Origin of the sequence: Streptomyces sp. NPDC020884 (assembly GCF_044333935.1) — a bacterium.
Taxonomy (GTDB): Bacteria; Actinomycetota; Actinomycetes; order Streptomycetales; family Streptomycetaceae; genus Streptomyces.
On record NZ_JBIRRY010000015.1, the window covers coordinates 105,002 to 123,623 of the forward strand.

An 18,622-nucleotide genomic window follows, 5' to 3' on the forward strand; every position below is an offset into this window, starting at 1 on the left:
ATAGACACGCACAACGCCAGAGGGCCGGTACTGAAAACAGTACCGGCCCTCTGACCTGCTACTTAGCTGTCGGGGTGGCGGGATTTGAACCCACGACCTCTTCGTCCCGAACGAAGCGCGCTGCCAAGCTGCGCTACACCCCGATGTCCACCGGACTCCCGGCGACATCGATTACTTTAGCCCACCGGCGGCCGGAGGCGAAATCCGGTTTCTCCCGGGCGGGAACCACCTCGTCACGTTCGGCCGGAGGTGGTCCACGGCGGTGATCAGGGCGCCCAGGGCCGCGAAGAGGAGGCCCAGGGCGAGGGCCTGGGTGAGGGCTCCGGCGTAGCCGTAGGTGTCGACATCGAGGAACGGGTACGGGTAGCGGTCCGGGGAACCGGGGGAGAGCAGGGCTCCGCGGGTCAGGATGAGGGCGAGGTAGGCCAGGGGGGCCGACAGCCACAGCGGGATGTGGGCCAGGCGCAGGGTCCGGGGTGCCGTCAGCAGGAGCCAGTCCGCCGCGACGGCCGCCGGGGTCACCGTGTGGAGCAGGAGGCTCGCGGTGGCGGACCAGGCGGGGTCCGTGTCCGGGGCGCTCGCCGGGTGGCCGCCGTAGTTCACCAGCACCAGGTGGTGCATCAGCCCGGTGATCGCGGCGAGCAGGAGCACCCCGCCCGTCAGGCGCGGCGAGAGCGGCGGGCTGCCCCGCCAGCAACGTACCGCCGACCAGCCGAAAGCCCCCGCGACCAGCAGGTTCGCCAGGACCGTGAAGTGGACCAAGGCCGTCAGCGGGTTCCCGGTCAGCACCGTGATGAGCGGGCCCGCGGCCGCCGCCCCGCAGGCCGGTGTGCGCAGGGCCGCGGCCCAGGGGCGACGGGATCTGACGGGGTCCGGAAGCGCCTCTGCCGCCCGGGGGCGGGGGAGCAGGGTGGTCCGGGGCGCGGTCATGATTCGTACCGTAAGCGGGTGGGAAGACCCCCGCGATTCGTCGCCCAGTGCCGCTGCCGGGCCCCCGCTCCTCTGCTCCCCCCCCCCGGCTCAGGCCTTCGGTGTCAGCGTCAGCAGGGTGACCTCAGGCGGGCAGGCGAAGCGGACCGGGGTGTAGCGGTTGGTGCCGCAGCCTGCGGAGACGTGGAGGTAGGCGCGTCGGTCGCCGACCGTGTGGCTGGAGAGGCCCTTGACCCGGTCGGTGTCCAGGTCGCAGTTGGTGACCAGGGCGCCGTAGAACGGGATGCACAGCTGGCCGCCGTGTGTGTGGCCCGCCAGGATCAGGGGGTAGCCGTCGGCGGTGAAGGCGTCCAGGGAGCGCAGGTACGGGGCGTGGACCACGCCGATGGAGAGGTCGGCGTCGCTCGTGGGGCCGCCCTGGACCTCGGCGTAGCGGTCCCGCCTGATGTGCGGGTCGTCCAGGCCGGTGAACGCCAGCTCCAGGTCGTCGAGCTTGAGCCGGCCCCGGGTGTTCGACAGGTCCAGCCAGCCCGCCTCGTCGAAGGCGTCGCGCATCGGCTCCCACGGGTTGTGGACGACGCCGACCGCGGGGGCGTTGCCGTTGAGGCCGTGGTTGCCGCGGGCCTTCTCCAGGAGGTAGCGCGCCGGGTTGCGGAGCTTGGGGCCGTAGTAGTCGTTGGAGCCGAAGACGTACACCCCGGGGAACTCCATCAGCGGGCCGAGCGCGTCGAGCACCTCGGGCACGGCCTCCGGGTCCGAGAGGTTGTCGCCGGTGTTCACGACGAAGTCGGGGCGCAGCCCGGCGAGCGACTGGAGCCAGGCGCGCTTCTTGCGCTGGCCGCGCACCATGTGGATGTCGGAGACCTGGAGCACGCGCAACGGGCGCGCCCCGTGCGGGAGTACGGGAACGGTGACCCGCCGCAGGCGGAACGAGCGGGCCTCGAACCCGGCGGCGTAGGCGAGTCCGGCGGCGCCGACCGCCGCGCCGACTGCCGTGACTTTCAGGGGTACTCCGTAGCGTGCGCGCATGTGCCCATCGTCGCAGAAGCGGCGCCGTGACCGGAAAACCGGTGGGCGGCCCAGGCCCCGCACCTGTCACAATCGCGGCATGACCACGCTCAAGTCCAAGCTCAAGGAAGACCTCCACACGGCCATGAAGGCGCGCGACGAGCTGACCTCGTCGACCCTTCGGCTCACCCTCACCGCGATCACCAAGGAAGAGGTCAGCGGCAAGTCGGCGCGCGAGCTCTCCGACGACGAGGTGCAGAAGGTGATCGCCAAGGAGGCGAAGAAGCGCCGTGAGGCGGCCGAGGCCTTCGCCCAGGGCGGCCGGGCCGAGCAGGCGGAGCGGGAGAAGGCGGAGGGCGAGCTGCTCGACGGCTACCTGCCCAAGCAGCTCTCCGACGACGAGCTGAACGCGATCGTGGGGTCCGCCGTCGAGGAGGCGAAGGCCGCCGGGGCCGAGGGGCCGCGCGCGATGGGCGCCGTCATGAAGATCGTCAACCCGAAGGTCGCCGGGCTCGCCGAGGGCGGCCGCGTCGCCGCCGCGGTGAAGAAGCTCCTCGCCGGCTGAGGCACGCAGGTGGGGTGAAGCGAGGAAGAGGGTGGGCGCCCGGTCCTGGACCGGGCGCCCACCCTCTTCCGCTGTGCGTGCCGGTGCGGGTCAGGGGCCGTTCTGGCCGCCGTCCTGGCCTCGCCCGCCGCCACCGCCGATCACACCGTCCGGGAGCTCGATGCCGGGGAACGGCTTGTTGCCGCCGGGCTTGCCGTCCTCGCGGTCCTCGTCGCCGCGGTCGCGGTCCCGGTCGCCCTTCTCCTTGTCCTTGTCCTTCTTCTCCTTGCCCCGGGGGACGGCGACCGGGCTGAACCCGGGAGTCTCGGCCGCGTCCAGGGCTCCGGTCATCGCGATGCGCCAGATCGGACCGGGCAGACAGCCGCCGCAGACCTTGTCGTAGTACTGGCCGCCGATGGTGACGCCGAACATCGAGCTCTTCTCGCCGACGTCGTCGCCGACCCACACCGCGGTGGAGAGGTTCGGCGTGTACCCGACGAACCAGGCGTCCTTGCGGTCGTTGGTCGTACCGGTCTTGCCCGCGTTGTCCCGGTCGCTGAGTCCGGCCTGCGTACCGGTGCCGTCCTCCACGACGCCCTTGAGCATCTGGTTGATCGTGTCCGCGGTCTTCTCGCTCATCGCCCGCGAGCAGGACGTCTTCGGTACGGCGATCTTCTTGTCCTGCGGGTCCTTGATGGACTCGATGGCGATCGGCGTGCAGTAGGTGCCCCGGTTGGCGAACGCGGCGTAGGCGCCGGCCATGGAGAGCGGGGTGCTGACCTCGCCGCCGAGGGTGATCGAGGGGTACTCGTCGACCTTCTTGCCGTCGCCGCGCTCGTAGCCGACCTTCTTGGCCATCTCCACGGTCTCGCAGAGGCCGGCCTTCTGCTCCAGCAGCGCGAAGTAGGTGTTGATGGACTTGCCGAGCGCGCTCGTCATGTCCCAGGTGCCCTTTTCGGACTCCAGCTCGTTCTGCAGGGGCCAGTCCGCGTAACCGGCCGGAGAGCCGGTGCAGTTGCGGAAGTCCCGCTCCTTCAGCGTCATCTTCCAGTCCGTCGAGAACGTCGTCGCCGGGCTGATGCCCTTCTCCAGCGCCGCGGCCGCGGTGAACGGCTTGAACGTCGAGCCGACCTGGAAGCCGTACGTGCTGCCGCCCATCTTGTTGTTGACGGCGAGGTTCAGCACGGTCTCGTTCTGCTTCTGGTCCAGGCCGTACGGGCGGGACTGGCCCATGGAGAGGATCTTGCCGCTGCCCGGCTGGACCTGCACCACGGACGCCGCGAACTTGTCGTCCTTGTTGACCTTCGCGGTGGCGGCCTCGTTGGCGGCCTTCTGGGCGCGCGGGTCCAGCGTGGTCCGGATGGTCAGACCGCCGAGGTTCCAGAGCTTGGCCCGGTCCTCGTCGGTCTTGCCGAAGGCGGGGTCGGTGAGGATCGTCTTGCGGACGTAGTCGCAGAAGAAGCCGGAGCCGCTGACCGCGGTGATGCAGCCGTTCTTCGGCCGGGAGACCATCAGCTTGATGGGGGTGTCCATGGCCTTCTCGGCCTCGGCCCGCGAGATGCTCTTGACCGCTGCCATCCGCGCCAGCACGGTGTTGCGGCGCTTGGTCGCTTCCTCGGTGTCGTTGACCGGGTCGTAGCGGCTCGGCGACTGGACGATGCCGGCGAGCAGCGCGGCCTCCTCCACCTTGAGGTCCTTGGCGTGCTTGGAGAAGTAGCGCTGGGACGCGGCCTCGATGCCGTACGCCTGCTGCCCGAAGAACGTGATGTTGAGGTAGTTCTCCAGGATCTTCTTCTTGCCCAGCTCCTCCTCGACCTGGATCGCGTACTTCAGCTCGCGAACCTTCCGGCCGAGCGTCTGCTGGGTGGCCTCCGCGACCTTCTCCGGGTCGTCGCCCGCCTCCTCGACGAAGACGTTCTTCACGTACTGCTGGGTCAGGGTCGACGCGCCCTGCGCGGCCCCGCCCGCCTGCACGTTGCGGTTCATCGCGCGAAGGATGCCCTTGAGGTCGACCGCGCCGTGCTCGTAGAAGCGGGAGTCCTCGATCGCGATGATCGCGTCCTGCATGTACGGCGAGATGTCCTTGAGCGGGACGACCGTGCGGTCGCGGGAGTACACCGTCGCGATGGTGCCGCCGTCGCGGTCCTGGATCGTGGTCCGCTGACTGAGCGGCGGAGTCTTGAGGTTGGAGGGGATCTCGTCGAACCCTTCGACCGTCCCCTTCGCGGCGAGCCCCAGCGCTCCGGCCGCGGGCAGCGCGATGCCTGCCAGGACAGCTCCGGAGAGCGCGGCGACACCGACGAACTTGGCGGCCTGCTGGGTCGTGGTGAGACCGCCGCCTCCCGAGCGCTTCTTTGGCATGGGGGCAGCCTAATCCGTAGTGATGAACGTGTCGTAGGAGCAGGGGTCTCTCGGAGCGTTCGCGTACCGGACCGTGACATCCGGGCGGGCCGGCTGTCCGTCGGGAGTGCCCCGGGGCACCGGGCGAGAGCGTGCCGGGGCCCTGCGGCGCGGGTACGCGGACGCGGGGCGGCTACGTTCTCATTCGCCGGACAGGCGGACAGGCCTTGGCCTAAGCTGTTCTCAACTGTCACAGCAGTCCGGTTCCGTATCAAGCCCCTTGCTGCTCCATGCGCATCTTCTGGTCATTCTTCACCCGGCCGATGAGTAACCGCATTGCCCTTCACGCACACATCGGGGCGCTCCCGAAATCGCCCTGTATGTCGCGAGAAGTCCTTTGCAACTTGAGTGCACTGTCCCCTTTTCATGGAGATAGTCGCGCATGTCCTCCGCTCACTCCCCTGGGTGATCTGCCGCATACGCATAGTCCGTTCGGACCATTCAAGATTGGGCCCGAAGGGGGTGTTGTGCTGTCCCCACCTTCCGTAACGTCCTCAACTGGCAGCGGTGAATATGCCGCTACCGCCGTGGGGGAGCCTCGATTCGGGAGAGGACGGCGCCGGCATGGGCTGGGTAACCGACTGGAGTGCGCAGGCAGCCTGCCGCACTACCGATCCGGATGAACTGTTCGTACAAGGGGCAGCGCAGAACAGAGCCAAGGCGGTGTGCACCGGATGCCCGGTGCGGACCGAGTGCCTGGCCGATGCGCTGGACAATCGCGTCGAATTCGGCGTGTGGGGCGGAATGACGGAGCGGGAGCGCCGCGCACTGCTGCGCCGCCGGCCGACCGTCACGTCCTGGCGCCGACTGCTGGAGACCGCGCGCAGCGAATACGAGCGGTCCACCGGCATTCTGCCCGGAGTCATCGGGCTGGAGGACGAGGAGCTGCACGAGACGTACGCCGCTGTGGGGTAGGCGCGGGCAGGACGGAGCAGGTCCGGTGCATACGGGCGCTACGCCGAGGCCCGTGCGTCGCCGGGCCGGGGTGCCGTCGCCCGGTCGGCGCCTGCGGTCGCTCGGCCGACCCGGTCGGCACCGGCAGTAGCCGGGCCGGGACGCCGTCGCTCCGGAGGGTCTCTACGCCGCTCCGGCCGGCGCCGGGGCGGAACCGTCCGCGAGGCGGTCGCCGATGGCCCGGAGGCCGTCCAGGTCGTGTACGTCCCCGGGCAGCGCCGCCACGGCCGTGACCGGCACCTCGGGGTGGAGCGCGGTGAAGAGGTCGCGGGTGCGGTGCTCGCGGGCTACCACCTGCATGCGCTCGGCGTGCAGACGCAGCAGACCCGCTGTCAGTTCCTCGACGCCGATGGCGTCGGTGGCATGGGTGACGTCGGTGACATCGGTCGTGTCGGTGGCCGCGTCGGCAGGGGTGTTCGCGGATGTCGCGATGCTCTCGTGGGGCGGCTCGTTCTCCGTCGTGTCCTGGTGCTCGGCTGTGGTCGCGGGGCCGGACGCCTGCCCGGCCTCGGGGGAGAGGGGCGGCTCGGTCGTTCCGGGAGCGGTGACCGCCGGGTCGGGGGCTTCTTGGTCACCAAGGCCAGCTTTCCCGGCCCTCTGATCCACAATGCGGGCGTCGTCAAGATTTTCTGCGGCCGTCAGCGCCTGCTCGGCGGAGAGCCGCGAGGCCTCGCTGTCGTGCACGCGGTTGAGGACGAGACCGGCCAGCGGCATCTCCTCGGCGGCCAGCCGCTCCACGAAATAGGCGGCCTCGCGCAGCGCGTCCCGTTCCGGGGTCGCGACCACGAGGAACGCCGTGCCGGGCGCCTGGAGGAGCTTGTACGTGGCGTCCGCGCGGCTGCGGAAGCCGCCGAACATGGTGTCCATCGCGCCGACGAACGTCTGGACGTCCCGCAGGAACTGTCCGCCGAGCAACTTGCCCAGCGTTCCGCTCATCATCGACATGCCGACATTGAGGAACTTCATCCCGGCCCGGCCGCCCACCTTCGCGGGCGCCATCAGCAGCCGGATGAACTTCCCGTCGAGGAACGACCCGAGCCGCTTCGGAGCGTCCAGGAAGTCCAGCGCGGAGCGCGAGGGAGGGGTGTCGACGATGATCAGGTCCCACTCGTCGCGCGCCCGCAGCTGCCCGAGCTTCTCCATCGCCATGTACTCCTGCGTACCGGCGAACCCGGCCGACAGGGACTGGTAGAAGGGGTTCTCCAGGATCGCCTCGGCCCGCTCGGCGTCCGCGTGCGCCTCGACGGTCTCGTCGAAGGTCCGCTTCATGTCGAGCATCATGGCGTGCAGTTCGCCCGCGCCGACGATGCCGTCGACCCGCCGGGGGACGTTGTCCAGCCGGTCGATGCCCATGGACTGGGCGAGCCGGCGGGCCGGGTCGATGGTGAGGACGACGACCTTCCGGCCGCGCTCGGCGGCCCGTACACCGAGGGCGGCGGCGGTCGTGGTCTTGCCGACCCCGCCAGAGCCGCAGCACACGATGATCCGGATGCCCGGATCGTCCAGCAGCGCGTCCGTGTCCAGCCGGGCACCGGCCGCTTCCGTGCCCCGTGTGTCCGCTGTCATGCGTCCCCCTCTTCGCCCGCGCCCTGTTTACGGAGCTCCGTGGCCAGGTCGTGCAGGGCGGCGAGGTCCACCCCGTCGCCGATCAGCGGGAGCTCCGCCGTCGGCAGGCCGAGCGAGGCCAGCGCCGCGCGCTGCTCCCGCTCCAGGCCGACCCGCCCGGCGTGCTCGGCCGCCTGCTCGACCAGGGGGCGTACGAGGGCGGCGGAACCGGTGACTCCGGCCCGGGTCAGCGCCTTGGCGATCTCCTTGCGGCGGCCGCCCGCGGCGGTGCGCAGGGCGTCCTCGTCCAGCAGATGCGGGCGGACCATGTTCACGAAGACGCGGCCCACGGGAAGTTCGGCGGCGCGCAGCTCGGCGATGCCGTCCGCGGTCTCCTGGACCGGCATCTCCTCCAGGAGGGTCACCAGGTGGACCGCGGTCTGCGGGGACTTCAGGACCCGCATCACGGCCTGGGCCTGGTTGTGTATGGGGCCGATCCTGGCCAGCCCGGCGACCTCGTCGTTGACGTTCAGGAAGCGGGTGATCCGGCCGGTCGGCGGAGCGTCCATGATCACGTGGTCGTAGACGAACCGGCCCTGCCTGTCCTTGCGGCGTACGGCTTCGCACGCCTTGCCGGTCAGCAGGACGTCCCGGACGCCGGGCGCGATGGTGGTGGCGAAGTCGATCGCGCCGAGCTTCTTCAGGGCGCGGCCGGCGCTGCCGAGCTTGTAGAACATCTGGAGGTAGTCGAGGAGCGCGCGTTCGGCGTCGATCGCCAGCGCGTAGACCTCGCCGCCGCCCGGCGCGACGGCGATCCTGCGTTCCTCGTAGGGGAGCGCGTCGGAATCGAAGAGCTGGGCGATGCCCTGCCTGCCCTCGACCTCGACGACGAGAGTGCGCCTGCCCTCGGTCGCGAGGGCGAGCGCGAGGGCGGCGGCGACCGTGGTCTTACCGGTGCCGCCCTTGCCGCTGACGACCTGGAACCTGCTCACGTATTCGAGCCTAACCAGTCCGGCCACGGCCTACGCACGGGACCGTACGTGCCAGGCGTTACAGTCGGGCCCATGACCAAGTGGGAATACGCGACCGTGCCCCTTCTCGTGCACGCGACCAAGCAGATTCTGGACACCTGGGGCGAGGACGGCTGGGAGCTGGTCCAGGTCGTTCCCGGCCCGAACAACCCCGAGCAGCTCGTGGCCTACCTGAAGCGGGAGAAGGCGTAGTGGCGGGCGCCGTCGAGGCGCGGCTCGCCGAGCTCGGCCTGACCCTGCCCGCCGTCGTGCCGCCGCTGGCCTCGTACCAGCCGGCCGTGCAGTCCGGGGTGTACGTGTACACCTCGGGCCAACTGCCGATGGTGGACGGCAAGCTCGCCGTGACCGGCAAGGTCGGGGCCGAGGTCACGCCGGACGAGGCGAAGGAGCTCGCGAAGACCTGCGCGCTCAACGCGCTGGCCGCCGTGAAGTCGGTCGCCGGCGACCTGGACCGGATCAAGCGCGTCGTGAAGGTCGTGGGCTTCGTCGCCTCGGCCTCCGACTTCACCGGACAGCCCGCCGTGATCAACGGCGCCAGCGAGCTGCTGGGCGCGGTCCTCGGCGACAAGGGCGTGCACGCCCGCAGCGCCGTGGGCGTCGCCGTGCTGCCGCTGGACGCACCGGTCGAGGTCGAGGTCCAGGTGGAGCTCGTCGAGGCCTGAGCCGATCACGCGCCTCCCGCGCGTCGAGCGTGCCGCGCACACCGCTGTGCCGATCCCGCCCGGTCCCCGTGACCGGGCGGGATCGTGTGTGTACGGGGCATGTCGGCCTGTCCGGAGGAGCACGGTGCCTCTCGAACATCGGCGTGGTTCCGGATAGCCTCCGGCCATGTCCCAAGGTCAGTGGTACCCCCCGGAATGGCCCGACCGGATCCGGGCCCTCGCCGCCGGTGAGCTGACGGCCGTGACGCCCCGGAGGGCCGCCACGGTGATGCTGCTCCGCGACGCGGGCGGATCCGAGGCGGGCGGGCCCTTCGTGCACATGCTGCGCCGCCGGACCTCGATGGCCTTTGCCGGGGGCGCGTACGCCTATCCGGGTGGCGGAGTGGATCCGCGCGACGACGACCGGCTGATCGGGTGGGCCGGGCCCCCGCTGGAGCACTGGGCGGCCCGGCTCGGCGTGGCGACGGTCACCGAGGCGCAGGCCGTCGTCTGCGCGGCGGTGCGCGAGACGTTCGAGGAGGCGGGCGTCCTGCTCGCGGGGCCGACCGCCGGGACCGTGGTCGGCGACACGACCGGGGCGGACTGGGAGGCCGACCGGGAGGCGCTGGTCGCCCGGGACCTGTCCTTCGCGGAGTTCCTGGACCGGCGCGGCCTGGTGCTGCGCTCGGACCTGCTGGGCGCCTGGGCCCGCTGGATCACCCCGGAGTTCGAACCGCGCCGGTACGACACCTGGTTCTTCGTCGCCGCGCTCCCCGAGGGGCAGCGCACCCGGGACGTCTCCACCGAGGCCGACCGCACGGTGTGGATCGCCCCCGTCGAGGCGGCCCGCCGCTACGACCAGGGCGAGCTGCTGATGATGCCGCCCACCGTGACCACGTTGCGGGCCCTCGCGCCGTACAGGACGGCCGCCGAGGCCCTGGAGGCGGCTGATGTGCAGGACATGACCCCGGTGCTCGCGCAGGCCCGGCTGGAGGGCGACGAGCTGGTGCTGAGCTGGCCGGGGCACGACGAGTTCACCAAGCACGTGCCCACGGCGGGCGCGGGAGGCGGTGCCGCATGAGCGATGCAGCCGCACTGCCCGGACAGCCGCGCGGAGCCGTGGTCTCCGGGCCCGCGACCGCCCGTGCGGTCAACGTCCTCGCGCCCAACCCGTCCGCGATGACGCTCGACGGCACGAACACCTGGATCGTGGCCGAGCCCGACTCCGCGCTCGCGGTCGTCATCGACCCCGGGCCGCTCGACGACGTACACCTGCGGGCCGTGATCGGGGCGGTGGAGCGGTCCGGGCGGCGCGTGGGCCTCACGCTGCTCACCCATGGGCACCCCGACCACGCGGAGGGCGCGGGCCGGTTCGCGGAGTTGACGGGGACGAAGGTGCGGGCTCTGGACGCGGCGCTGCGGCTGGGCGACGAGGGCCTCGCGGCGGGCGACGTGATCACCACCGGCGGCCTGGAGCTGCGCGTGGTGCCGACGCCGGGGCACACCGCGGACTCGCTCTCGTTCCATCTGCCCGCCGACCGGGCGGTGCTGACGGGCGACACGATCCTCGGCCGGGGGACGACGATGGTCGCGCACCCGGACGGGCGGCTCGGCGACTACCTGGACTCGCTCAGGCGGCTGCGGTCGCTGACGGTCGACGACGGCGTCCACACGGTGCTGCCGGGCCACGGTCCGGTGCTGGAGGACGCGCAGGGGGCGGTGGAGTTCTACCTGGCCCACCGCGCGCACCGGCTCGCCCAGGTGGAGACGGCGGTGGAGGCCGGGCACCGCACGCCGGCGGAGGTGGTGGCGACGGTCTACGCCGACGTGGACCGGTCCCTGTGGCCGGCCGCCGAGCTGTCGGTCCGGGCGCAGCTGGAGTATCTGACCGAGCACGGGCTGATCCAGAGCTGACCCGGGGCCCCGGGGCCGTACGTCGCGAAGGGCCCCGCCGACGGACGTCCTGGGACGTGTTCCGGTCGGCGGGGCCCTTCGCGTCAGGTCATGTCCGTCGCGTACGGGGGCGAGGGTCAGCGCGAACGCTTCGCCAGCCGCTCCACGTCCAGCAGGATCACCGCACGGGCCTCCAGGCGCAGCCAGCCGCGGCCCGCGAAGTCCGCGAGCGCCTTGTTGACCGTCTCGCGGGAGGCGCCGACCAGCTGGGCCAGCTCCTCCTGGGTGAGGTCGTGCACGACGTGGATGCCTTCCTCGGACTGGACGCCGAAGCGGCGCGACAGGTCCAGGAGGGCGCGGGCGACCCGGCCCGGCACGTCGGAGAAGACCAGGTCGGACATCTGGTCGTTGGTCTTGCGGAGCCGCCGGGCGACCGCGCGCAGCAGCGCGGTGGCCACCTCGGGCCGGGCGTTCAGCCAGGGCTGCAGGTCGCCGTGGCCGAGGCCGAGGAGCTTGACCTCGGTCAGCGCGGAGGCGGTCGCCGTACGGGGGCCGGGGTCGAAGAGCGACAGCTCCCCGATCAGCTCGCCGGGGCCGAGCACGGCCAGCATGTTCTCGCGCCCGTCGGGCGAGGTGCGGTGGAGCTTCACCTTGCCCTCGGTGACCACGTACAGGCGGTCACCCTGGTCGCCCTCGTGGAACAGCGCGTCTCCGCGCGCGAGGGTCACCTCACTCATCGAGGCGCGGAGCTCCGCGGCCTGCTCATCATCGAGCGCCGCGAAAAGCGGGGCGCGCCGCAGAACGTCGTCCACGAGTTCTCTCCTTGTCGGCCTGTTCAGGGAACCGTGGTCCCCATCATGCCGGACGGTAAAACAGTGCGATCAATCACAAACCAGTTTGACGCACGGGCGTGCCGGACCCTACGGCAGGGGGCCGATCGGGGGTGGATACGCAGGGACGGGGGTGGTTGTCGGTGCCTGGCTCTAGGCTGGCCGGGTGTCCAGAATGCCGGGGAGAGCGCAGGCCAAGGGGGCTGACGGGGCACGGAAGGGCGGCGATTCCGCTGTGGGCGAACACCCTCGGCCGCGCCCGGAGAATGCCGCGAATGGCTCCCCCGAAGACGCGCACGGCTCCCCCGGAGAGCCGGGGAACCCGCTCCGGAAGTCGGCCAGGAGGTCCGCAGTGTCATCGTCAACGCCCGGCAAACCCGCCAAGGCAGCCACGGCCACGGCAGCGACGGCGCGCAAGGCGGTCGCTCCCGAGGGGGCCACGGCCAAGGCGTCGGCGCGCAGGGCGCCGCGAGCGGAGTCGCACCTCGCGATGGTCCGCCGGGCGCGCCGGATCAATCGCGAGCTCGCCGAGATCTATCCGTACGCCCATCCCGAGCTGGACTTCCGCAACCCCTTCGAGCTCCTCGTGGCCACGGTCCTCTCCGCCCAGACCACCGACCTGAGGGTCAACCAGACCACCCCCGCGCTGTTCGCCGCCTATCCCACGCCCGAGGACATGGCGGCGGCCGTGCCGGAGGCGATGGAGGAGATCATCCGGCCGACCGGGTTCTTCCGGGCCAAGACCAAGTCGCTGCTCGGCCTCTCGGCCGCCCTCCGGGACGAGTTCGGCGGCGAGGTCCCGGGGCGTCTCGAGGACCTCGTGAAGCTGCCCGGCGTCGGCCGCAAGACCGCCAACGTGGTTCTGGGCAACGCCTTCGGGGTCCCCGGCATCACCGTCGACACGCACTTCGGGCGGCTGATGCGGCGCTGGAAGTGGACGGACGAGGAGGACCCGGTGAAGGTCGAGGCGGTGGTCGCAGGGATCTTCCCCAAGAGCGAGTGGACGATGCTCTCGCACCGGGTGGTGTTCCACGGCCGCCGGATCTGCCACGCCCGCAAGCCCGCCTGCGGGGCCTGTCCCATCGCCCCGCTCTGCCCCGCGTACGGGGAGGGCGAGACCGACCCGGAGAAGGCCAGGAAGCTCCTGAAGTACGAGATGGGCGGTTATCCGGGCCAGCGGCTCAGCCCGCCCGCCGACTACCCGGGAAAGCCCGCGCCCGCGCTGGGGGCCGGATGAGGGCGAAGCCCCCGCGCGCGGCACCCCTTCACTTTCACCCCTCAGGACGGAACGGCTCGGAACGAAATGGCCGACGACAGGCGTTGTGAATCGACGGGGGTGCCTATGACGCACACGCACACACACGGCACGGCGCACGCCGGGAACGACCTCGCCGAGGGGCCGGGACCCGGCGGTGGCGACGGCCGTGCTCCTGACCCGGCCGTCGCCGTCACCACGGACGGTCTGCCCGCGTGGCTCGACCCCGTCGCCGCTGCCGCGCGCAGCGTCCGGCCGCAGCAGCTCAGCCGCTTCCTGCCGCCCGAGAGCGGGGCGGGCCGGCAGTCCGCCGTCCTGATCCTGTTCGGCGAGGGGGAGCGCGGGCCCGAGCTGCTGCTCATGGAGCGCTCCGGCACGCTGCGCTCGCACGCCGGGCAGCCGTCCTTCCCGGGCGGCGCTCTGGACCCCGAGGACGGCGACCAGGCCACCACGGGGCCCCTGCGGGCCGCGCTGCGCGAGGCGGAGGAGGAGACCGGCCTCGACCCCCGGGGCGTACAGCTCTTCGGCGTGCTGCCCCGGCTCTACATCCCGGTCAGCAGCTTCGTCGTGACGCCCGTGCTCGGCTGGTGGCGCGCGCCCAGCCCGGTCGGGGTGGTCGATCCGGCCGAGACGGCCCGGGTCTTCACGGTGCCCGTGGCGGATCTCACGGATCCCGCCAACCGGGCCACGGCCGTCCACCCGAGCGGGCACAGCGGCCCGGCATTCCTGGTCGAATCGGCCCTGGTCTGGGGCTTCACGGCCGGAGTGATCGACCGGATTGTGCACTACGCGGGATGGGAACGCCCCTGGGACAGGGCCAGGCAGGTGCCGCTCGACTGGCGCGCATGACACGCTTGCCGTCCTGCTGCGCTGCCCCGGGACCGGCCCGGACCCCGTCACCACCGACGGGCCAGGTGACGAAACTGCGAGGCTATAGACGGTGAACGTGCTCGACATCCTGCTGCTGCTCGCCGCCGTGTGGTTCGCGGTCATCGGCTACCGCCAGGGTTTCGTCGTCGGCATCCTGTCGGTGATCGGCTTCCTGGGCGGCGGCCTCGTCGCCGTCTATGTGCTGCCGGTCATCTGGGACCGGGTGACCGAGGACGCCGAGGTGTCCACCGCGGTCGCCATCGGTGCCGTCGTCATCGTGATCGTCTGCGCCTCGATCGGCCAGGCCTTCACCACCCACCTCGGCAACAAACTCCGCCGGTACATCACGTGGTCGCCCGCGCGCGCCCTGGACGCCACCGGCGGCGCCCTGGTCAACGTGGTGGCCATGCTGCTGGTGGCCTGGATGATCGGCCTGCTGCTGGCGGGCACTTCGCTGCCGACCCTCGGCAAGGAGGTCCGCACCTCCTCGGTCCTGCTCGGGGTCGACCGGGTGATGCCCGAGCAGGCGCCCAGCTGGTTCCAGGACTTCTCCTCCGTCCTCGCGCAGAACGGCTTCCCGCAGGTCTTCAGCCCGTTCGCCAACGAACCGATCACCGAGGTCAAGGCCCCGGACCCGGCCCTGGTGGGCAGTCCGGTGGCCGCCCGTGCCAAGAAGTCGATCGTCAAGGTCGTGGGGACGGCCCCGAGCTGCGGCAAGGTCCTGGAGGGGACCGGCTTCGTCTTCTCCGAGCGCCGGGTGATGACCAACGCCCATGTGGTCGGTGGCGTGGAGGAGCCCACCGTCCAGATCGGCGGCGAGGGCCGGCTGTACGACGCGAAGGTCGTCCTCTACGACTGGCAGCGCGACATCGCGGTCCTGGACGTCCCCGATCTCCGGGCCAGGCCGCTGCAGTTCACCGGCCCGGACGACGACGCGGGCACCGGCGACAGCGCGATCGTCGCGGGCTTCCCCGAGAACGGCGCGTACGACGTGCGCTCGGCCCGCGTCCGCGCCCGTATCAACCCCGACGGCCCGGACATCTACCACCGGGGCACGGTGCGCCGCGATGTGTACTCGCTCTACGCGACGGTGCGCCAGGGCAACTCGGGCGGCCCGCTGCTCACTCCGGACGGAAAGGTGTACGGAGTGGTGTTCGCCAAGTCGCTCGACGACCCGGACACCGGCTACGCGCTGACGGCCGACGAGATCCGCGAGGACATCGAGATCGGCCGCACGGCCAACCAGCAGGTCGACAGCCAGGGCTGCGCCCTCTAGGCCCGTGGGGGCGTCCGGCGAATCAGCGCCGGACGTCCTCCGACGGAGTCGTCAGGTGATCAGTTACGGGGATGGCGGAGCCGCGCCGAAACCCAGCGGGCCCGACGACGGAGGATGCGCGGAATCCCGAGCCGGGAACGGTGAAGGTCATGCACATCGTGCACCCGGCCACGGGGGCCGCCCCCCTCATGAGTGCTCACACCGGCTGACGCGGTGGAGCGGCGGTTGCGTGCTTCGTCAGTGAAGTCGTGCGTCCAGCCCATACCCCGACCTCTGCCCGTGAGCCAAGGTCGGTAATCGTGGGCGAGTCAGCCAATTGGCCTATGCGGCAGGCAATTGGCTGTTCGTCGGACACGCGTGCCCATGTCGGGCGGGCGGCTACCGGTCGGGCTCGGGGTCCTTGAGCCAGTTGATGAGTTCGGTGGAGAAGCCGATCGGATCCTCCTCGTGCGGGAAGTGCCCGACACCGTCGAAAAGTCGCCACCGGTAGGGCGCCTCGACGTACTGACCGGACCCCGCGGAACTCCGGGTGCGGACCGCCGGATCGAGCGACCCGTGCAGGTGCAGCGTGGGCACCCGGACCGGGCGCTTCATCCGCCGGTTGAACTGGATTCCGTCCGGACGTGCCATCGACCGCACCATCCAGCGGTACGGCTCGATCGAACAGTGGGCGGTGGAGGGGATGCTCATGGCCCGCCGGTAGACGTCCAGGGTCTCCGCGTCGGGGAAGTCCGGGGTGCGGGGGCCTGCCCAGTCCTGGATGAGGCCGCCCACCAGGGCGGCGTCGTCCGCGAGGAGCTGACGCTCCGGCAGCCACGGGCGCTGGAAGCCCCAGACGTACGAACCGGCCCGCGACTGGGCGAAGTCGGACAGCATCGAGGAGCGCCAGCGGCGCGGGTGCGGCATGGAGGAGACGGCGAGCCGGCGGACCAGCTTGGGCCGCATCACGGCGGCCGTCCAGGCGAGGTAGCCGCCGAGGTCGTGGCCGACCAGGGCCGCGTCGGGCTCGCCGAGGGAGCGGATCACCCCGGTGACGTCGAGGGCCAGGTTGGCGGGGTCGTAACCGCGCGGGGTGCGGTCGCTGCCGCCCACCCCGCGCAGGTCCATCGCCACGGCCCGGAAGCCCGCGTCGGCGAGCGCGGTGATCTGGTGGCGCCAGGTCCACCAGAACTGCGGGAAGCCGTGCAGCAGGAGCACCAGCGGCCCCTCGCCCGCCTCGGCGATGTGGAACCGCGCACCGTTGGCCGCCACGTCGCGGTGGGTCCAGGGGCCGTCGAGGCGCACCGGGCCCCCCGCCGCGGTCCGGCCCGCCGGGCTCGTGGCCGGGGCGGCCGAACCCTCCGGGTCCACCGGACCCGTCGGGCCGAATGCGCTGGAATCGGGAACCGTCATGTGGACGAGCGTGCCACAGCGGCGGCCTTGTCCTTACCGGAGCCGCCTTCGATGCCCTTCTTCGCCAGGCTGCTGCCGGAGCCGCCGGAGCGCTCGATGATCGCGGCGGCCTCGACGGACGCGCGCGGGTGCGGCTTGGCCTTCTGCAGGACGGCGGCGGTCTGCTTGGCGGAGGCGATGGACTTCTCCGGCGGCTTGATCTTCTTGAACTTCCGCAGACCGATGAACCCGATCAGGGCGGCCAGCACGATGAAGGCGCCGGCCACGATCAGGAAGGACCACGCCAGGCCCAGGCCCAGGTTGTGGATCCCGTAGGCGGCCGCGAAGCTCAGCATCGGCATCGTGAACAGCAGCAGCACGCCGGCGGCGATGAACGCCGCGCTGCCGATCGCCCCGCGCTTGACGTCCTGCCGCACCTCCGCCTTGGCCAGGGCGATCTCGTCGTGCACCAGCGCGGACATCTCGGCCGTCGCCGAGGCGACCAGCTGCCCGATGCTGCGGTCCGCACTGCCCACGTAGTTGCCGGGGTCGCTCATCCCTGACTCCCTCTCCGTCTTCGACACATCCGATGTCAGATCATGCCGGACTGTTCGGCTTGTTGCGCGCTGCCCCCGCCCGCTCTTCGGCGAGACGGTGGTGTTCGGCCGCTTTGCGCTCGTGGATCGCGGCCATCCGCAGGTGATACTCCGGATCATCCTGCTCGTAGACGTCGGGTACCCCGGATTCGTCCTCGTCCAGCTCCTCGGCCGCGATCAGCGCCCGGTAGGTGCGTACCCGGATCTTGAGCAGTACACAGGCGAGCGCGGCCGCGATCAGCGAACCGAGCAGCACGGCGGCCTTGATCTCGTTGACCGTCTCCGGGTCGCCCTCGAAGGCGAGCTCGCCGATGAGCAGCGAGACGGTGAACCCGATGCCGGCGAGCGAGGCCACCGCGAAGACATCGGCCCAGGCCAGGTCCTTGTTCAGCTCCGCCTTGGTGAAGCGGGCGGTGAGGTAGGTGCCGCCGAAGATGCCGACGGTCTTGCCGACGACGAGACCGAGGACGACACCGAGCGTCTCGGGCCGGGTGAAGACGCCCGCCAGCGCCCCGCCGTTCAGCGCGACGCCGGCCGAGAACAGCGCGAACAGCGGGACGGCGATGCCGGCCGACAGCGGGCGGACCAGGTGCTCGATGTGCTCGCCGGGGGAGTGCTTCTCGCCCTCGCGCCGGGTGCAGCGCAGCATCAGGCCCATCGCGACACCGGCGATGGTGGCGTGGATGCCGCTGTTGTACATCAGGCCCCAGATGACCAGGGCGAGCGGCACGTAGACGTACCAGCCCCGTACGTCGAAACGGAGGAGGAGGTAGAAGAGGGCCAGGCCGAGCACGGCGCCGCCGAGCGCCAGGAAGTTCAGGTCGGAGGTGAAGAACACCGCGATGATCAGGATCGCGAAGAGGTCGTCGACGACGGCCAGGGTGAGCAGGAAGGCCCGCAGCGCGGACGGCAGAGAGGTGCCGATCACCGCGAGGACGGCGAGCGCGAAGGCGATGTCGGTGGCCGTCGGGACCGCCCAGCCGTCCGTCGACCCGCCGCCGACGACCGCGGTGAGGGTGTAGACGAGGGCGGGCACCGCCATGCCGCAGAGGGCCGCCACCACGGGGAGGGCCGCGGCCTTCGGGTCGCGGAGCTCGCCCGCGACCAGTTCGCGCTTGAGCTCGACGCCGGCGACGAAGAAGAAGACGGCGAGCAGTCCGTCCGCCGCCCAGTGCGCCACGGAGAGGTCCAGGCCGAGGGCGTCGGGGCCGAAGTGGAGGTCGCTGACCGTCTCGTACGAGCCGCCGAAGGTGTTGGCCCAGACGAGTGCGGCGACCGCCGCCACCAGCAGGAGCACGCCGCCGACCGTCTCGGTACGGAGCGCCTCCGCGACGTAGTTCCGCTCGGGGAGGGAGAGCCTGCCGAGCAGCGGACGCCGGGGCGGGGCGGGGGTGGGCGGATCGGACGGTGCCACGAGAGAGACCTCCAGGTCAGGGCGGCATGAGGGCAGGACTGATGGATGTGCCGACCAGACTTCC

General features: G+C 71.3%; 19 protein-coding genes and 1 tRNA gene. 9 read left to right on the top strand and 11 right to left on the bottom strand.

The genetic code is table 11. The features are described from left to right. Positions 1 to 69: 69 nt before the first annotated feature. From ACH4UK_RS35585 to ACH4UK_RS35595, 3 genes are all read right to left on the bottom strand, one after another. A tRNA-Pro gene (locus tag ACH4UK_RS35585) sits at positions 70 to 143 on the bottom strand. Between the two features lie 28 nt (positions 144 to 171). Then, positions 172 to 930 carry a Pr6Pr family membrane protein gene (locus ACH4UK_RS35590; RefSeq protein WP_398363187.1) on the bottom strand — a complete coding sequence of 253 codons (759 nt, stop codon included), beginning with the start codon at positions 928 to 930 and terminating at the stop codon, positions 172 to 174. A 90-nt stretch (positions 931 to 1,020) separates the two neighbouring features. Further along, a complete protein-coding gene (locus tag ACH4UK_RS35595; RefSeq protein ID WP_398363188.1) occupies positions 1,021 to 1,959 on the bottom strand; it encodes a metallophosphoesterase in 939 nt (312 codons plus the stop codon). Between the two features lie 79 nt (positions 1,960 to 2,038). Between ACH4UK_RS35595 and ACH4UK_RS35600 the strand changes: the two genes are divergently transcribed. Beyond that, a complete protein-coding gene (locus tag ACH4UK_RS35600; protein WP_398363190.1) occupies positions 2,039 to 2,503 on the top strand; it encodes a GatB/YqeY domain-containing protein in 465 nt (154 codons plus the stop codon). Positions 2,504 to 2,593: 90 nt separating this feature from the next. On the opposite strand, the gene ACH4UK_RS35605 is transcribed toward ACH4UK_RS35600, so the two are convergent. Further along, complete coding sequence (locus tag ACH4UK_RS35605) at positions 2,594 to 4,843, bottom strand: transglycosylase domain-containing protein (protein ID WP_398363192.1); 2,250 nt, start codon at positions 4,841 to 4,843, stop codon at positions 2,594 to 2,596. A 603-nt stretch (positions 4,844 to 5,446) separates the two neighbouring features. Here ACH4UK_RS35605 and ACH4UK_RS35610 point away from each other — a divergent pair. Continuing rightward, the gene (locus ACH4UK_RS35610) at positions 5,447 to 5,797 is read left to right on the top strand and encodes a WhiB family transcriptional regulator (protein WP_006126397.1); all 351 of its coding nucleotides are present in this window, start codon (positions 5,447 to 5,449) and stop codon (positions 5,795 to 5,797) included. A 162-nt stretch (positions 5,798 to 5,959) separates the two neighbouring features. Here ACH4UK_RS35610 and ACH4UK_RS35615 read toward each other — a convergent pair whose 3' ends face one another. Both ACH4UK_RS35615 and ACH4UK_RS35620 read right to left on the bottom strand, forming a co-directional pair. Continuing rightward, on the bottom strand, positions 5,960 to 7,402 hold the full coding sequence (locus tag ACH4UK_RS35615) for an ArsA family ATPase (RefSeq protein WP_398363194.1): 1,443 nt from the start codon (positions 7,400 to 7,402) through the stop codon (positions 5,960 to 5,962). Then, a complete protein-coding gene (locus tag ACH4UK_RS35620; RefSeq protein WP_398363196.1) occupies positions 7,399 to 8,373 on the bottom strand; it encodes an ArsA family ATPase in 975 nt (324 codons plus the stop codon). The genes ACH4UK_RS35615 and ACH4UK_RS35620 overlap by 4 nt, the downstream gene beginning before the upstream one ends. A 72-nt stretch (positions 8,374 to 8,445) precedes the next feature. Here ACH4UK_RS35620 and ACH4UK_RS35625 point away from each other — a divergent pair, with 72 nt between their 5' ends. From ACH4UK_RS35625 to ACH4UK_RS35640, 4 genes are all read left to right on the top strand, one after another. Then, positions 8,446 to 8,604 (top strand): DUF4177 domain-containing protein, encoded by a 159-nt coding sequence (locus ACH4UK_RS35625; RefSeq protein WP_003967454.1) that lies wholly within the window; start codon positions 8,446 to 8,448, stop codon positions 8,602 to 8,604. Continuing rightward, positions 8,604 to 9,074, top strand: a complete 471-nt coding sequence (locus tag ACH4UK_RS35630; RefSeq protein WP_391189308.1) for an Atu1372/SO_1960 family protein — start codon at positions 8,604 to 8,606, stop codon at positions 9,072 to 9,074. The genes ACH4UK_RS35625 and ACH4UK_RS35630 overlap by 1 nt, the downstream gene beginning before the upstream one ends. Before the next feature lie 166 nt (positions 9,075 to 9,240). Beyond that, the gene (locus ACH4UK_RS35635; RefSeq protein ID WP_398363198.1) at positions 9,241 to 10,134 is read left to right on the top strand and encodes an NUDIX hydrolase; all 894 of its coding nucleotides are present in this window, start codon (positions 9,241 to 9,243) and stop codon (positions 10,132 to 10,134) included. After that, positions 10,131 to 10,967, top strand: coding sequence for an MBL fold metallo-hydrolase (locus ACH4UK_RS35640; protein WP_398363200.1), 837 nt, complete (start codon positions 10,131 to 10,133; stop codon positions 10,965 to 10,967). The genes ACH4UK_RS35635 and ACH4UK_RS35640 overlap by 4 nt, the downstream gene beginning before the upstream one ends. Positions 10,968 to 11,083: 116 nt before the next feature. Here the strand turns inward: ACH4UK_RS35640 and ACH4UK_RS35645 are convergent, their stop codons facing one another. Further along, positions 11,084 to 11,758: a Crp/Fnr family transcriptional regulator gene (locus ACH4UK_RS35645; RefSeq protein WP_003967450.1), complete on the bottom strand. Its 675-nt coding sequence runs from the start codon at positions 11,756 to 11,758 to the stop codon at positions 11,084 to 11,086. Between the two features lie 508 nt (positions 11,759 to 12,266). On the opposite strand from ACH4UK_RS35645, the gene nth reads away from it, so the two are divergent. From nth to ACH4UK_RS35660, 3 genes are all read left to right on the top strand, one after another. After that, positions 12,267 to 13,013: an endonuclease III gene (gene nth / locus ACH4UK_RS35650; RefSeq protein WP_398363267.1), complete on the top strand. Its 747-nt coding sequence runs from the start codon at positions 12,267 to 12,269 to the stop codon at positions 13,011 to 13,013. Positions 13,014 to 13,118: 105 nt separating this feature from the next. Then, on the top strand, positions 13,119 to 13,880 hold the full coding sequence (locus tag ACH4UK_RS35655; protein WP_398363203.1) for an NUDIX hydrolase: 762 nt from the start codon (positions 13,119 to 13,121) through the stop codon (positions 13,878 to 13,880). A gap of 91 nt (positions 13,881 to 13,971) precedes the next feature. Then, entirely contained in the window at positions 13,972 to 15,177 is a 1,206-nt protein-coding gene (locus ACH4UK_RS35660; RefSeq protein WP_398363205.1) for a MarP family serine protease, read from the top strand. Between the two features lie 59 nt (positions 15,178 to 15,236). On the opposite strand, the gene ACH4UK_RS35665 is transcribed toward ACH4UK_RS35660, so the two are convergent. The 4 genes from ACH4UK_RS35665 to nhaA form a co-directional block, all read right to left on the bottom strand. Continuing rightward, entirely contained in the window at positions 15,237 to 15,440 is a 204-nt protein-coding gene (locus ACH4UK_RS35665) for a hypothetical protein (protein WP_073740733.1), read from the bottom strand. Positions 15,441 to 15,555: 115 nt separating this feature from the next. Further along, the gene (locus ACH4UK_RS35670; RefSeq protein ID WP_398363207.1) at positions 15,556 to 16,569 is read right to left on the bottom strand and encodes an alpha/beta fold hydrolase; all 1,014 of its coding nucleotides are present in this window, start codon (positions 16,567 to 16,569) and stop codon (positions 15,556 to 15,558) included. Continuing rightward, complete coding sequence (locus ACH4UK_RS35675; protein ID WP_398363209.1) at positions 16,566 to 17,105, bottom strand: phage holin family protein; 540 nt, start codon at positions 17,103 to 17,105, stop codon at positions 16,566 to 16,568. Before ACH4UK_RS35675 ends, ACH4UK_RS35670 begins: the two co-directional genes overlap by 4 nt. Positions 17,106 to 17,145: 40 nt before the next feature. After that, entirely contained in the window at positions 17,146 to 18,558 is a 1,413-nt protein-coding gene (gene nhaA / locus ACH4UK_RS35680; RefSeq protein ID WP_398363211.1) for a Na+/H+ antiporter NhaA, read from the bottom strand. Positions 18,559 to 18,622 lie beyond the last annotated feature (64 nt).